Genomic DNA, 14638 nt, shown 5'->3' with positions numbered 1-14638 from the left:
TCGGAAGAAAATCGGGAAACTATCGAAAAACATGAGGGAACTGTACCCCCCGCATTTATCTCCGCTCCTGCGCACGAGCTGAAGCGCGTAGAGAAACACCAGCGAAACTTAAGGGACAGTCCGGTACGCCCCTGCCGGGGCATCCCACAAAAAAAGCACGCCTGCCTGGCAACAAGATGCACTTTAACCCCAATGATCCGGATGCCCGAATATCGGTAAAGCCGGGCAAGGCCAGAAAGCTAAACTACCATTAAAGTATGGAGGTGGATACCGCGGAAGGGGTCATCTCGCATATCCAGGCGGAGTTTGCCGACGACAGGGACAGCCAGTACCTGACCGATATCAGCCTGCGGGTCCAGAACCGTTTAAGGAAGAACGAGCTCATAATGACGGATCTCCTGGCGGACGCAGGTTATTCCAATGGTGCCAACTACGATTTTCTCGAACAAAGGAAGGTTACTGGATGGATACCCGTTTTCGGGAAATACAAACCTAAGATAGAAGGTTTTCCCTATGATAAGGAAAAGGACGAATATAGTTGCCCGATGAACAGGCCCTTACCTTTCAAAGGATTCCATACAAACCGGGATGGTACCGTACTGAAAAGCTACCGGGCATCATCGAAGGCTTGCAAGGTCTGCCCCATGAAATCTCAATGTGAAGCAAATACATCATGCAAAAAAATCACCAGAACGGTTTATGACGAACAATATTTAAGGGCTTACGGCCGACAACATAGTAAAAGGGGCAAACAAATGAAAAAACCAAGTCAAAGTACAGTGGAGCCCGTATTCGGTAGTTTGACCCAGTTCTACGGTCTAAGAAAAATAGGCGAACTGGGCAAGGCCGGTGCACATAAGGTCATGCTCATGGCGGCAATTGCCTTCAACCTGAAAAAGTACCTTAAGAAAGGAGCAAGGAAACCCTCCCTTGGCATTTTCAGGACGAATATAGATGCCTACCAAAGCTACCTGACCATTTTTTGTTAGCAAATCCAATCAAAACCAGTTCTTCTAAAGGCTCCTTAAGCAGTCTGCTTAAGTCGATTTCTTGCGCGTAAACCACTCCTGTAACAGTTACGAACGTTTTATGGGACTATATTCTTAAAACTAGAATGTATTTAAACCTGCATTTAAATATACTTTCTAAAAAACCAATTAGTACTCTTTACAGAATGCACCTTTTGTTAAGAGTTTAGGTCAGAATGTACTATGACTTTTCTGATGTTAATTTGAATGATTCTTCTTCGACTTTTTAATTTCCCAAGCCCCTGCGGAAGTCGCACAAACCTTCCACTACAATCCTCCCCATGCGGACACGCTTCGCCGGTATGTTTGTGAAGTCTTTCCGTTCCAGTTTTAAACGACAACCTCGGTGCCGCACAAAAGAACAAGCGGTAAAAAAACCGCTTGAACTTTTCTCTCCCTACCCACAAAAAACTTAAACATTTTCATGCCTCTTTTCTATTTTTTCAACAGCATATTGGACCAGATAATTTCCTCGATTGGTTCCAAATAATCTTATTTGGTCTTGTATGATTATACAAGTTAAATATCTGATTATTAGATAGTTATATTAAAAATTGATTACCTATATTTATCCGTGAAACGGATAGCAAGTTATGTTTTGCGCAACGCAAAATGCCTACTTCTAACGAAGTGAAAACCCTGCTTGACGCAGGTAAGAAATGAATAATAAGCTTAAAAATGGCAATCAATAAAGGGGGAAGAAAACGTTTGGGGGACAGGAAGCGGGAACATACCATAACGCTTCGGTTCAATGGTACCGAACTGGAAAAGGTAAAGACTATCCTGTAGTCCTATAATCTTGATTTTCGGAAAAGAGGAACGGTCGGACCATTTTTGAGAAAACTTATCCTGAACAGAGAAACAAATAAAAAGAAGCGGTTCCCAGTTGGTAGGTCGAACCTCAGTTACCAATTGAACAGAATAGGCACCAACATCAACCGACTGGTGAAGGTGGCCAACTACAAAAACATGAGAAGCCCGAACGCCAACCTAGAAAGGGAGATGCAAATGGCCAGCGAACTGATGCTCGAACTGATAGAAACGATCAACACCAAAGATTAAAAATGATAGCAAGGATACTTTATCGAAACAATGTACAAGGGGTATTGAAATATGTACTTGGGAAACCTGAGTCTTCCATCCTCGACTTCCAGAACACCTATTCCGATACCGATACCAACACAAAGTTTTTTGGAAGGGTACTCGACTATTTGGGAAATCGGCACGATTCGGAAAGAAGGTATGTGCACGCCACCCTTAATCTTCCCCGTGGCGAACAATTGGAGGACACGGATTTTTTTGAACTCTCCAAAGCGTACATGGAACATATGGGCTATGGGGAACAGCCCTATATGGTGGTGCGCCACCACGATACCAAGCACGAGCATGTCCATATCGTCTCGACCACCATCAAGGAGGATTGTCTGCAAATAAACCTTTCCAATGACTTTAAAAGATCCGTAGCCACCCAAAAACACCTAGAAAAGCAGTTTGGGCTCTCCTTGTCTCCCGGAATACGACAGGACAAGGAGCTCCCAATACATCAGAATCCACAATTTAAGAACGAAGACATTAGCGGAGTCAGGTTCTATATCCAGGATATCATAAACAACACCATGCAGAAATACAATGTTCGAAGCTTTAAGGAGTTGTCCGAACTGCTAAAAGCGCACCATATTGAGGTAAGGAAGGTAAACTACAATAACAGAGTAGGGGTGGCCTACGGAATTTCCATAAAGGATGGCTATAGGTCAAGGTTCATCAATGGTTATACCGTCCATCCACAGCTGAGCGGACCCAAACTTCAAAAGGTCTTTGACCGTAACAAAAGCTCAAAACTATTGCCGATGGTCAAGAAACGGCTGGAAAAACAACTGCGTACCACTTACAAACTTTTCAGGACTATAAATCCCGGACACCTTCCAGAGATCTTAAAAGCCCATCAAAAATTGGATTGTAAGCTAGACTACGATGCGAAAGGGAAACTCGTGGATTTTACCATTTATGACAAATCGGGCTATGTTCTCAAGAGCGGGGAAATAGGGGGTGATATTGGAATCCTTCAAAGCCCCACATTGTTTGAAAGTGAATATACCCAGATGTATGCGGAAAGCGAACAACTGCAACTGGAGCTTCAAAGATGTATCAGGGAAGCCTACAAAAACACCCATAAAGCTTCGGGGAGCAAGACACTTTATTCGGAGCATATCGATAGAATGCCCATAAAACCCCTAGTAACGGAAATGGTCAAATCGGAACGTTTCAAATTTCTAAAAAAGTATCTTCAGACGGACAACCGCCACCTGGGCGATTTGATACAGGCGCAATTCGATATTACAAAAGACTTGCTTTATAGGGCGGAATCGACAAGGAAAGAACGGGAATTGCAGGTAAAGGCAGGACTTATAATACAGGCCATCGACAAACAGCTTTTTGATATACCAGAGCAAAGGGAAGTCCTTTTCGAGCTTCTGCACAGTCTCGGAGCCAAATATGACAATGACCTACTGACCTATGTGAATTCCTACCGACACAAAGTCAAGCTGGATATTGGTGCTATACTGTTACCAAAGCAAAACGATTTATATGTCTCCAGAGGCTTTATCAAAGAAAATGAAAAAGTATTGGGCGGACTTCTGAACAAGAAAAAGACAAAAGAAATCGACCTACGCCCAACGGCGATATTCTTGCCATTGATGTTCCCGAACTTTACGCTGCTATGAACCCAAAATACAGGCAACAATTTGAAAGCCTAAGCCTGAAGGCCTATTATAAATATGCCGAGCGTCTACAGGTATCCTTTGAAAAATCCCCGGACGACTATATGGAGTTTTTCAATGCCAAAGGCTTTTATTTTGAGAAACAGGAAGGGAAACTTTGTATCGGTTCGATATATTCCAAGTATCAAGTCAGTGTTCCTCTTCCGAAGAAAACGCAGGCTTATCTGGAGTCATTGAGCAACCTGAACAAGACCTTGGATAATCAAGTTAAAATCTTAGATGATATTAGGACCGATGGACGGGACAATTTGAAAAATCTATGGTCGGGATATTTATTGGATAGAGGACAATATAAAAAGGCCGCTTATTTGTTCGTTTTGGACGGGGTTAGGCCCAATCTGCCTTTGGAGATATTGGAACACCATATGGAGAACGGATTCAAGGAAACTCTGCTGGCCGTTTCTAAAAAACGGATTGATGCCGAAAAGGCCCGTCTCCTAAGACAAGGTATCTATGCCCTGGGCAATTTATTGGGAAGCAATAAAAACAAAGAGGAAGAAGTTTTCAACGGCTTCAAGGACGAACTTACGGATTACTCGAAGTACAAGGGCAGGGGACTTTCAATATAGGTTTTCTTTGCGAAAACTCGACATACCACCTGGAAATTTCACGGAATATATGTACAACGCATAGTCCAAGACAACTAAATCACTTCTATGCAAAAGGTGTTGCTCTCGGATTTCAAAAAATCCATCAAGGGCAACCAAAAGATATTCGAACTGAAATTTGATAAGGACGAGAAGCTGGAACTGGTTCAAAAGAGACGTTTAGAAATCAATACAGATTCGGATGAGAAATACGATACAGACCCTGAAGAGATTGAATAAGTAGTTTCGTAAACTAAATCATTTCAAAAAATATCGAGTGTCTCAGGAGTTTTCTTTTAGGTTTTTAGGCGTTAGCCGGGCTATCCACTGTATCGCCCTCGCAGGCCATAAGGTTTCGTAAGTCTTGGAAGAGCTCCGCTGTCGCTTTCCAAGGTAACGAACACTATAGCCCTGCTCCGTACAATGCCGTTCCTATCCCTAACGCTTGCGTACTATCGTGCGGTTTTTTGTGGATAGGGGGAAGAAGAAAAAAGGGCGCCTTATTTTGCAAAGATTTTGTGCCAATAGTGGAAAGCTTCCAAGTTGTGTTTCTTGAGTTTGTTCAATCCTGAATAATAATGTTCGCCGATGACCCATTCCGTCATATCGGCCCCTTGATCATAATGTTCGATTTCAGTGCTATTTTTTTCGATCTGCTTAACGATATATGAGGCCTTGGCCACAGCAATTTGGGCCTGTGCCTCTCGAAACTTTGGCCCGTAGATATAAGATGATAGTTTGCTTACTCCGGACTGCATGGTGACATAGGAGGTTTTGTCAACTTTTCCGTAGGTGCAAAAATTGAATGAACTATTAACGATGTCATCAATGATCGGCTGAAAATTATCTGGATTCAATCCCTTATAAGCCAACTCTCCTTTCGCTACCTTGATGAAATTCTCCCGGACCCCGTCAAGAACAGTCAATCTATCGGTAATACCGGCAATATCATAAACTTGTTTAAGAACGTCCATTGGTTTGGTCATTGGGACCCCAGTCGTATTCGGCCCAAAAGCGGTCAGTTTATCCCCGAGAATAGCCGGAAGAGTTGGAGTTAAGACCGTAACGGGGCTACCTTCTTCCGATAATAGGAAGTGGGACACATTGGTTTCCTGTGTCGAAACATAGGGATTTTCAGCAAAGACTATGTCCAAAAGAATATAATTGGTATCTCCCCTCATTTTTACTTGAGGCCGGTAAAATATTTTGAAATGTCTTTTTTCAATAGCGGAAGCCGTATGTCTTTTTTGTTCTTCCCAAGAAATGAAGTCGGTCACTGCCACAACTCTTTCCAGAACACCTTCAATGTCCTGTCCTTTATCAGTTATAATGATATCGATATCGATCGAAAATCGTCTGGGTTCCTGGATCATCAACATTAGGGCAGTGCCGCCTTTAAAAATAAAATCCAAATCGGCGGATTTAAGGCCTTCCAATAGGGCCAATGCCCGGATTACTTTTTCGATTATTATGGGATCCGCATGAAATTCGGATGTCTTGGAGCTTATCCAATCGATATGTAGGCTTTTAGATGAGATCATTATTCCAATATATCCTTGATTTTTTGTTCTACGAAATCTTTTTTCCCCCTTCTTCCTGCATAGCGGAGGAGTTTGTCCATATTGATGGTGTTATATCTGAAGGCATTTTCAAAGATGCTTTCCAGATCGCGTCCATGGTAAGCAGAAAGCAATTCGATATCCACGAGCAGATCGACCAATATTTTTTCAAGGGTAGGGATCTGGACGTTGTCCATATTTTGTAATGGGGATCCTGTCACTAAATTCTTGATGATAATTATATCTGTTGCGTGCTTGGCGTATTTTTCCAAAATATCCTTTTTGGGATTTAAAAAGACATTTTCCCTTTCAGAACTTAAAAAGTAAAAGACACTCTCCTCAGCACCTTTTTCGACCTCAATGATCGTCTCATGTATAAAGGGAATATGTAACATCCATGAAACGAGCCACTGTGTAGACCAAATACAAACGTCCAGGAATGGAAACTTTTCTTTGAGATTCCCATATATGGATTTGAGGTCTTCGGACAACAATGGAGCAAATTCCTTTTGTTGGCCAAGTTTGTATGTTCCCCTACCTATCCGTTGCATTACACCCTTTTCCACCAATTGATGTATGCGCCAGTTTACTGTGGGTTTTTTTAAGGTTTCGTCCTGTTTCAAATAAAACATGAAAATATCGTTCACCGAAATGGAAGCAGCGTTCTTAAAATTCTTTTTTAATGTATCGATATGTAAACTTGGTATGGTGATAGCTGGAATTTTGGTGTAAATATAGTAAAACTATATATTGGCAACAAATCGAATATAGTGACAATATATAGTAGAAAGTTCTCATAAGAGCTGTCCAATTTGATATGTAGTGAATTTCAGGAGTATTGCAGGGTAGATGGTGGTCACTATTTTATGGTTAGAGATGGTAAAAGTGGGGACTTGGTTGCCGGATCCCTGGTTAATCCCTTTACCTATTTTTCGCTACATTATTTTGGCATCAAAATCGTCAATGATATTCGTTTCGAACGAGTTGAGGTAGACCTGGGTCATGGCTTCTGTGGTATGGCCTAGGCTGTCCTGGATTACACTGCTAGGTGCGCCGCTTCTTTTCAGAATATTGGCATAGGTGTGCCGTGAAGTATAAATAGTAAACGGCGGGAGCTCCAATTTTTCTGCCAATTGTTTAAGATAATGGTTCAGTCTTTTGCGTTTATTCTTAATTGTCTCATGGACCTGGCTTCCATGATTACCTTTGGGGACGATGGGGAAAACGTAATCGTTGGTGCCGATTATCCCATCGTTAAATGTAATTAGGATCTCCTTAAGCGCTGGGGTTATTTTTATAGAAAATAGCTTATTCTTTGTTTTGGACCTTATATAGATTATACGCTCAAAATCACCTTGGATACTGTTGCCTTTTAGGAGTGACATATCCATCCAGTTCATGCCCCGTAAATAGAATGAGGCCATATAGAGATCTCTAGCTTTGGCCAAGTGTGATCCCACAATTTTGGCGGTTTTCAGTGTTTCCAATTGTTCCCCATTTAGAAACTTTCTTTTTGGCACCCCGCTCTTAATGGAATAGTCGTTAAAGGGATTGTTCTCTTCCTTAGCGGTTCCGGTTTTAATAGCCCTTTTGTATACCGCTCTTAATGTTCTAAGATATACGCTAAGTCCTCCCGCACCATAACCTGCTCCATAATGTTCGGTTTCCATACGTTTTACAAAGGAATAATCGATTTTGGTAAAGGGAAGGAATTCTTTACTGTGGATTTTTTTTATTTTGTTCCTCATGTTCTTATATATCTGAGCGTTTCCATATTTTCTGGCATTTTCAAGCTCCTCGATAATCTCGTCCGTAAGTTCAAAAAAGTCCTTTCCACCGACTAATTTTCCTTCGATCGCTTTTTTGAGGCTGGGCATGGAAAGGTTTTCTGTTTTTCCTTCTTCCTCCAATTGTATGATAGTATCGTATACTTTTTTTAGTTTTTCCTGGATATGGTTATTTAGCCTGGTCGTATTCAAGACAATCCTGTTCGAGGATTTAACACGTTGATTTTTGGCATCGAAATCTTTTTCATGTAAATTAAATCCTAGGGGCAGGTATATAGTTTTTCTGTTATAGGTTATTCTTATTGCAAGAGGATAGGTGCCATCTTTTTTCTGGCGCACTTTATTGAGAAGGACTTTGGTCGTTAGCATTTGTTTATAAATTTATAAACTATTTATAAACAAATATAGGGTTTATTTGGTTTAATATGAATTTATATATTACTAATATGCTCTATATCAGTACATTTAAAACAATATGGATATATATAAAACCACTGTTGTCGTGCCTTACAAGCAGGGGGTCACTGGTTCGAACCCAGTAGGGCCCACAGTAACAAAGACAAGGCTTCCAAGAAATTGGGAGCCTTTTTTGTTTGGTCAAAAATTCGAAAAAGGAAAACAAAAAAATTTACTCCTTTCCATCAACATTGTTAATCGAGAGTACCGCTAACGCCATTATGTCCCACTCTTGTGCTGAGATTAGTTATACAGGCATTGTCAATGGCGATGATGTTAAACTGTCCAGCCAATCCATTTCTGGTACCAAAAATCTAGCTTATGATTTTTTTAATTCTTTTGATCGGAACGATGATAGAAAAGAGCAGATCATATACTAATAAATTAATCTGGAAGATGAGATTATATTACAAGCACCAGATAAAATTCCTATCTTTAAATACTGGCCGGATTACCATATGTTGGAGTGGAAAAGTGGTCATGACTTCAGGATAATAAGATATGCCGATCTTTTGTTGTCCAAGGCGGAGGCTTAAACGAAATTGATGTTAATTAAAAATTATCCAACCCTCGTCAAGATTTTTATTTAGATGATAATAACATAAAAGGGAGCAGGACAAGAGTGGTGAAGCAAGGGTAATCATAGATTAAATAGGACTATATTAATTAATAGAATTAATCATATGAAAAGCATAATTATCCATTTTGTTATTCTTCATTTAACATTAGTTGCATCTTCCCAAGATTCGAAGAAGTCATTTACCTTATCGGGTAACCAAGTAACTATTACCTATGAGGCAAATAATTATGAAATTGAAGTTTTAACATCCACAGAGCGGGAAGGGATTGATATAGCCACTATCAACCTAAAAGGGGATAAAAAATTTACTCCCGAGAACATATCTATAAAGTGGTCTGCCCCTGCAACCAATATTGCCGGTTATTGGAGTAGTAAAGCGTTTTTGGACAAGACCATCACACCTGATTGGGGACCAGCGAAAGTTACGTCTATGTTGGCTAGGGATGCTCCTGTGATAACACTTTATGGTTATGACGATATAAATCGTCAGACTTTTGCCGTTTCTGAAGCCCTGAATACAGTTATTACCAGCACTTCGGTAAAAGAAGAGAATGGTGTGATCTATAATGAGATCAAACTTTTTTCCGAGCCACATAAAGAAATATCGGAATACGCTATAAAGTTATATTTAGATACTCGTGCTGTTCATTTTTCAGAATCTTTAAAAGAGGTAAGTGGCTGGTGGGAGAATTTTGATCTATATAAACCTGCCCCGGTCCCAGAAGCTGCCAATCTGCCGGTATATTCAACCTGGTATAGTTATCACCAAAATATAAGTAGCGATGCTATTCTAAAAGAATGTCGACAGGCCAAAGAAATGGGTTATGAGACTGTGATCGTTGATGACGGGTGGCAAACATTGGATAGTAAAAGAGGATATGCCTTTACAGGTGATTGGCAACCGGAACGGATTCCTGAAATAAAGCAACTTGTAAAGGATGTGCACGACATAGGTATGAAATTTATGCTGTGGTATGCCGTACCATTTGTTGGGGAGAAGTCCAACGCCTATGCACAAATGAAAGGCAAGTTTCTGGATTATTGGGAGGGCCAAGGAACCTATGTCCTTGACCCAAGATATCCGGAGGTAAGGAAGTTTATCATAAATACATATGTTAAGGCAATTGAAGAATGGGATCTGGATGGTTTTAAATTAGATTTTATAGGAAGGTTTCGTGCTAATGAAAACACAGTTCTTACCGCTGAGGATGGTAGGGATTATGCTTCTGTAAATTTGGCTACCGATAAATTAATGACCGACTTAATGAGATCCCTACGGGATATTAAACCTAATATTTTGATTGAGTTTAGACAGCCATATACCGGACCATTAATGCGAAAATATGGCAATATGCTTAGAGCTTCGGATTGCCCGAATGCCGCAATGGTCAATAGGGTAGAAACAACCGACCTTAGGCTTATAAGTGGCAGTACGTCTGTACATGCGGACATGCTTATGTGGCATTACGAGGATCCAGTTGAAACAGCTGCATTACAATTTCTTAATGTTTTGTTTTCTGTACCACAGATTTCCGTTCGTTTGGCAGACATTCCTAAAGACCATAATAAAATGATCGAGTTCTACACGGCCTATTGGTTAAAGAATAGAGATGTTCTGCTTCAAGGCGAATTCTATGCCGAAAGTCCTTTAATGAATTATCCGTTGATCCGTGGAAAAAACAGCAGGAAAATGATTACCACTATTTTTTCTGAGAGAGTTGTAAATATTGATTCGACATTAGGATTGGACTTCGATGTTGTAAATGCAAAGTCTTCACAAAAAATTATAATCGATAATACGGGCCAAACTCGACAGTATAAATGTATTATTTCGGATTGTATGGGGAATACCGTAAGTAACAAACAGATTAAATTGAATCAGGGAATATCAGTTTTTGAGGTACCACCTTCTGGTCTTGTTCAATTTGTGGCACTTTGAAAACAGTTGAAAAATAATTTTGAATAATTACTAATTAAAAAGGGTAAATCCTTAAAGCATAATTATATAATGAAAAAAATCATCTTGCTAATTTCTTTTTCAGCGACATTACTCGTATCCTGTAAGGATAATAGTGCAGAAAAAATAGACGGGGATCAGCATACCGTTAAACCCAATATCCTTTGGATATATTTAGAGGATACCGCTCCACTTATGGGGAGTTATGGCGAGACTCTTGTTGCTACCCCCCATATAGACAGTCTTGCTTTACAAGGTGTTCTTTACACTAATGTGTATATGCCTGCTCCCGTTTGTTCGGCCAGTCGCTCAAGCATCATTACCGGGACTATGTCTACCACTATTGGTGCCCAGAACCATCATAGTTCCAGGACTGTTGAATCGGCAATATATTTGCCAGAGAATTTGAAGACCATTCCCGAGCTGTTTAAGAAGGAAGGATACTTTACATTTAATAATGGTAAGGATGACTATAATTTCATTTATGATAGAAGGGAACTTTATGATCAAGATTATACATATCATCCTTTGTATGGTAAAGGAGGAGTAAGATTGGATCTTGCAACGCTATCAGGAAAGGAACCATTTTTTGGACAAATACAGATGTATGGGGGGAAGGAGATTTTTAATTCCAAATTCAAGGAAAATGTAACTTCCCCGGTAGATCGATCTAAAATTCAAATGCCGTCCTATTTACCGAATCACCCTGCAATTGTAGAAGAATATGCCAATCACTTGGACGCAATTCAGATTACCGATGAAAAAGTAGGTGAGATTATGGATAAATTAAAAGAAAACAATCTGCTTAAAAACACCATTGTTTTCTTCTTCTCAGATCATGGTATGCGCTTGACCAGGAACAAACAATTTCTTTATGATGGCGGACTACATGTACCCTTGATTATTGCAGATTTTAGAGACGGTAATAAAAAACTTAAACCGGGCAGTGTTAATAATGATCTGGTAGGTGGCTTGGACCTTGGTACCAGCTCACTGGCTTTGGCGGGTATTCCCGTACCTGAATATATGGAAGGCAGGAACATTTTTAATGATTCAATGGCGCCAAGGGAATATGTAATTTCAACCAGGGATCGCTGCGATTTCACTGTAGACCGCATTAGGTCTGTACGATCAAAGGATCATAAGTATATTCTGAATTTTATGACGGATAGGCCTTATTCCCAGCCTACTTATATGGATTTTGACAAGGTGGAGTTCGTAGGGGTGATGAAGCAATTGCATGCCGAAGGAAAGCTAAATGAGGCACAGGATCGATTTATGTCCGATGAACGCCCTTCGGAAGAATTATACGATTTAAAAGCAGACCCCTTTGAATTGAACAATTTGGCAGAGAATCCGGAATATTCAGAAGTATTGACAAAATACCGATCCGTGTTGGATAAATGGATTGTTGAAACGGACGATAAAGGGCAATATGGGGAAAAGGAAGCTGGTTTGAAATTTATGTTGGGGATTTGGGGCAAGGAATGTGTAAATCCAGAGTATAATGCCCTCAGGGAAAAATATCCCAATTTTGAGGGGTCATTGATTTATTTAAAAAGTGAACCCTCTATAACGATCGATCCAGATTTCGTAGGTACACCACTTTTTGATGTAGAGGCCAATCAGCCAGTCAATATAAAAACTGAGCACCCTGTGAAAAGTTGATTAATCAACAATGGATTATGGGAGTATGGGTGTTTAAATTTGGGAAATAAAATTTACCAAATTTCAGGTTTATTTAGAAATCTTATTTACTTTCTCGAGAGAAGTGCTGGAACCTGGCTTTCTAACAAATTCTGAAGAAACCAGTCATACTAAGAAAAGTCTAGTATTTCCGGATTTGCAATGGTTTTACTTCAAAGGTTAAATCAGGAATAGTTGCAATAAATGATTAAAATACTTTTTAGATTACTATAATAATTATGTAACGAAGATTAGGGTCCAAAGTAACAAAGACAAGGCTTCCAAGAAATTAGGTGCTTTTTTGTTTGGTCTCAGTGCTTATTTAGGGTTCGATTTTATTTTTTCATAAATTTTAAGCTACATCAACATAATGTTGTTTTTCAATTGAATGGGCAACTATAGGGAAGCCGGACTTGCTTCCTATGTATATTCCGGAGATAAAATAAAATGGCGTATTTTTCCAAAAAATTGGTATTTGTTGACGTACAGCCGAACGGACTTAAATATAATATTTACCTTCCCTCTGTTGTAACAACACTAGTGGTATTGGCCAGTATTGTTCAACCTACATACATGACGATTACCACATAAAAAAAGAGTACTAAAGCTTTGTAACAATCATGGAGCTACAAAAAAAATTTATAAGTTGTGATTGGGGAACGTCCAATTTTAGACTCCGTTTGGTGGATTTCAATTCATTAAAGGTGCTTTCCGAAATCAGGACCGATTTAGGGATTAAAAAATGCTATCAGTTATATTCACAGCAAAAGGTACGGTCCCAACAGGATTTTTTTGCAGAATATTTGATGTCGCAGCTGGAAAAGTTGGATTTAAACGGGGTCGAAAACAACTATTTAGTTGCTTCTGGAATGCTGTCTTCTTCCATTGGGATGCAGGAATTGGAGTATTGCAAATTGCCCATGGCCTTTAGTGGAGAAGAACTGATAAGCAGTTGGCTTTCACTTGGGGGCAAATTTGACCTTCTTTTAATTTCTGGGGCTAGAACTAATAACGATGTAATGCGAGGGGAAGAAATTCAGGCCATTGGACTAACCGATTATCTACCTAGGGATGAAAAGGGTATTCTGGTATTACCTGGCACCCACAGTAAACATATTCTTTTTGATGCCGGGAGATTTATAGATTTTACTACCTATATGACGGGCGAATTATTTGAAGTTATAAGGAAGCACACTATTTTGTCAGCTTCAGTGGAAGAAGTAGGATGGAGCCCTTCATTTAAGGATATTTTTGCGGAAGGTGTTAAAAAAGGAATTGCGAACCAACAGATGGCCTCGCTATTTTCCATTAGGGCAAATAGTTTAATACATAAAACCTCAAGTAAGGAAAACTATTATTATTTATCGGGATTGTTGATAGGGGCGGAGTTGAGCCATTTGAAAGAAAAGAGCGAAACCGTGTACCTTGCAGTCACTGGAATCCAGAACGAATTGTACCAATTGGCTTTGAAATCGTTCCTGCCTTTGGAGCGAATTGTTTGTTTTGATCCACAATATATAGAAAAGGCCTTATTGGTTGGACAACGAAAAATTTTAGAACAACATGTCAAATAATGAATCATTTTCTTGGGAACTTTATAATAGGGCCCCTATAGTTGGTATTGTAAGAGGAGTTTCCATTGATGTTATGCGGGATATAGTCAAGGCCTATCTCAAGGCAGGTCTGCACACCATTGAAATTACCATGAATACCGCTGGGGCAACAGAGATGATTTCCAAACTAAGGAGCGAATTTCAGGATCTCAATGTCGGGGCAGGAACGGTCTGTAATATGGAAGATTACGATAGGGCCGTAGCGGCAGGTGCCCAGTTTATTGTAACTCCGATCTTGGATGAAGCGGTTATCAATACTGCTGTAGCCCAAGAGATACCAATTTTCCCGGGGGCCTATTCTCCAACCGAAATCTATAAAGCTTGGCGCTTAGGGGCATCTGCAGTAAAGATATTTCCTGCTACTCAGCTTGGAGTTCAATTTATTAAGGACATCTCTGCCCCACTTAACAATATAAAGCTTTTACCAACGGGTGGAGTTACTTTGGAGAACGTCAAATCTTTTTTTGAGGCTGGAGCCGTTGGGGTGGGAATGGGAAGTTCCCTCTTTAACAAAAAGTTGATCGAGGAAAGAAATTTTGAAGGCCTTGGCCAGCATTTTGCGAAGATAAAGGCTGAAGTAAAGGGGTTTTAAATTCAATTGAATA

12 protein-coding genes are annotated in these 14638 nt (G+C 39.9%); 9 read left to right on the top strand and 3 right to left on the bottom strand.

Annotated features, from left to right (window positions below; translation table 11 throughout):
* Nucleotides 1-257: 257 nt before the first annotated feature.
* The 5 genes from CWD90_RS03470 to CWD90_RS22965 all read left to right on the top strand — a co-directional run bounded on the left by CWD90_RS03470 (nucleotide 258) and on the right by CWD90_RS22965 (nucleotide 4635).
* A complete protein-coding gene (locus tag CWD90_RS03470; protein WP_103474527.1) occupies nucleotides 258-989 on the top strand; it encodes a transposase in 732 nt (243 codons plus the stop codon).
* 873 nt (nucleotides 990-1862) lie between these two features.
* Complete coding sequence (gene mobC, locus CWD90_RS23380; protein ID WP_103474526.1) at nucleotides 1863-2090, top strand: plasmid mobilization relaxosome protein MobC; 228 nt, start codon at nucleotides 1863-1865, stop codon at nucleotides 2088-2090.
* A 2-nt stretch (nucleotides 2091-2092) separates the two neighbouring features.
* A complete protein-coding gene (locus CWD90_RS03460) occupies nucleotides 2093-3751 on the top strand; it encodes a relaxase/mobilization nuclease domain-containing protein (protein ID WP_103474525.1) in 1659 nt (552 codons plus the stop codon).
* Nucleotides 3748-4377, top strand: coding sequence for a hypothetical protein (locus CWD90_RS03455; protein ID WP_103474524.1), 630 nt, complete (start codon nucleotides 3748-3750; stop codon nucleotides 4375-4377). Before CWD90_RS03460 ends, CWD90_RS03455 begins: the two co-directional genes overlap by 4 nt.
* Nucleotides 4378-4464: 87 nt before the next feature.
* On the top strand, nucleotides 4465-4635 hold the full coding sequence (locus CWD90_RS22965; protein WP_157941150.1) for a hypothetical protein: 171 nt from the start codon (nucleotides 4465-4467) through the stop codon (nucleotides 4633-4635).
* 260 nt (nucleotides 4636-4895) lie between these two features.
* Here the strand turns inward: CWD90_RS22965 and CWD90_RS03450 are convergent, their stop codons facing one another.
* The 3 genes from CWD90_RS03450 to CWD90_RS03440 form a co-directional block, all read right to left on the bottom strand.
* Complete coding sequence (locus tag CWD90_RS03450) at nucleotides 4896-5936, bottom strand: nucleotidyl transferase AbiEii/AbiGii toxin family protein (protein WP_103474523.1); 1041 nt, start codon at nucleotides 5934-5936, stop codon at nucleotides 4896-4898.
* On the bottom strand, nucleotides 5936-6586 hold the full coding sequence (locus tag CWD90_RS03445; RefSeq protein ID WP_103474522.1) for a DUF6577 family protein: 651 nt from the start codon (nucleotides 6584-6586) through the stop codon (nucleotides 5936-5938). Before CWD90_RS03445 ends, CWD90_RS03450 begins: the two co-directional genes overlap by 1 nt.
* Before the next feature lie 303 nt (nucleotides 6587-6889).
* Complete coding sequence (locus CWD90_RS03440) at nucleotides 6890-8110, bottom strand: phage integrase SAM-like domain-containing protein (RefSeq protein ID WP_103474521.1); 1221 nt, start codon at nucleotides 8108-8110, stop codon at nucleotides 6890-6892.
* 770 nt (nucleotides 8111-8880) lie between these two features.
* Between CWD90_RS03440 and CWD90_RS03430 the strand changes: the two genes are divergently transcribed.
* The 4 genes from CWD90_RS03430 (at nucleotide 8881) to CWD90_RS03415 (ending at nucleotide 14625) form a co-directional block, all read left to right on the top strand.
* A complete protein-coding gene (locus CWD90_RS03430) occupies nucleotides 8881-10716 on the top strand; it encodes a glycoside hydrolase family 36 protein (RefSeq protein ID WP_103474519.1) in 1836 nt (611 codons plus the stop codon).
* Between the two features lie 69 nt (nucleotides 10717-10785).
* On the top strand, nucleotides 10786-12402 hold the full coding sequence (locus CWD90_RS03425; protein ID WP_103474518.1) for a sulfatase family protein: 1617 nt from the start codon (nucleotides 10786-10788) through the stop codon (nucleotides 12400-12402).
* A 638-nt stretch (nucleotides 12403-13040) separates the two neighbouring features.
* Nucleotides 13041-13994: a 2-dehydro-3-deoxygalactonokinase gene (locus CWD90_RS03420; RefSeq protein WP_103474517.1), complete on the top strand. Its 954-nt coding sequence runs from the start codon at nucleotides 13041-13043 to the stop codon at nucleotides 13992-13994.
* Complete coding sequence (locus CWD90_RS03415) at nucleotides 13984-14625, top strand: bifunctional 4-hydroxy-2-oxoglutarate aldolase/2-dehydro-3-deoxy-phosphogluconate aldolase (protein WP_103474516.1); 642 nt, start codon at nucleotides 13984-13986, stop codon at nucleotides 14623-14625. Before CWD90_RS03420 ends, CWD90_RS03415 begins: the two co-directional genes overlap by 11 nt.
* Nucleotides 14626-14638: the final 13 nt, after the last annotated feature.

Origin of the sequence: Arenibacter catalasegens (assembly GCF_002909235.1) — a bacterium.
GTDB classification, from domain to species: domain Bacteria; phylum Bacteroidota; class Bacteroidia; order Flavobacteriales; family Flavobacteriaceae; genus Arenibacter; species Arenibacter catalasegens.
The sequence above is the reverse complement of the archived record's forward strand: the minus strand, read 5'-3'. Positions and strand labels throughout refer to the sequence as shown.

Excerpts from the sequence above, each read along its gene's own strand:
- CWD90_RS22965 (WP_157941150.1), top strand. The coding sequence starts at position 4,465 with ATGCAAAAGGTGTTGCTCTCGGATTTCAAAAAATCCATCAAGGGCAAC.
- CWD90_RS03450 (WP_103474523.1), bottom strand. The coding sequence starts at position 5,936 with ATGATCTCATCTAAAAGCCTACATATCGATTGGATAAGCTCCAAGACA.
- CWD90_RS03440 (WP_103474521.1), bottom strand. The coding sequence starts at position 8,110 with ATGCTAACGACCAAAGTCCTTCTCAATAAAGTGCGCCAGAAAAAAGAT.
- CWD90_RS03455 (WP_103474524.1), top strand. The coding sequence starts at position 3,748 with ATGAACCCAAAATACAGGCAACAATTTGAAAGCCTAAGCCTGAAGGCC.
- CWD90_RS03445 (WP_103474522.1), bottom strand. The coding sequence starts at position 6,586 with ATGTTTTATTTGAAACAGGACGAAACCTTAAAAAAACCCACAGTAAAC.
- CWD90_RS03420 (WP_103474517.1), top strand. The coding sequence starts at position 13,041 with ATGGAGCTACAAAAAAAATTTATAAGTTGTGATTGGGGAACGTCCAAT.
- CWD90_RS03460 (WP_103474525.1), top strand. The coding sequence starts at position 2,093 with ATGATAGCAAGGATACTTTATCGAAACAATGTACAAGGGGTATTGAAA.
- CWD90_RS03425 (WP_103474518.1), top strand. The coding sequence starts at position 10,786 with ATGAAAAAAATCATCTTGCTAATTTCTTTTTCAGCGACATTACTCGTA.
- CWD90_RS03415 (WP_103474516.1), top strand. The coding sequence starts at position 13,984 with ATGTCAAATAATGAATCATTTTCTTGGGAACTTTATAATAGGGCCCCT.
- CWD90_RS03430 (WP_103474519.1), top strand. The coding sequence starts at position 8,881 with ATGAAAAGCATAATTATCCATTTTGTTATTCTTCATTTAACATTAGTT.
- CWD90_RS03470 (WP_103474527.1), top strand. The coding sequence starts at position 258 with ATGGAGGTGGATACCGCGGAAGGGGTCATCTCGCATATCCAGGCGGAG.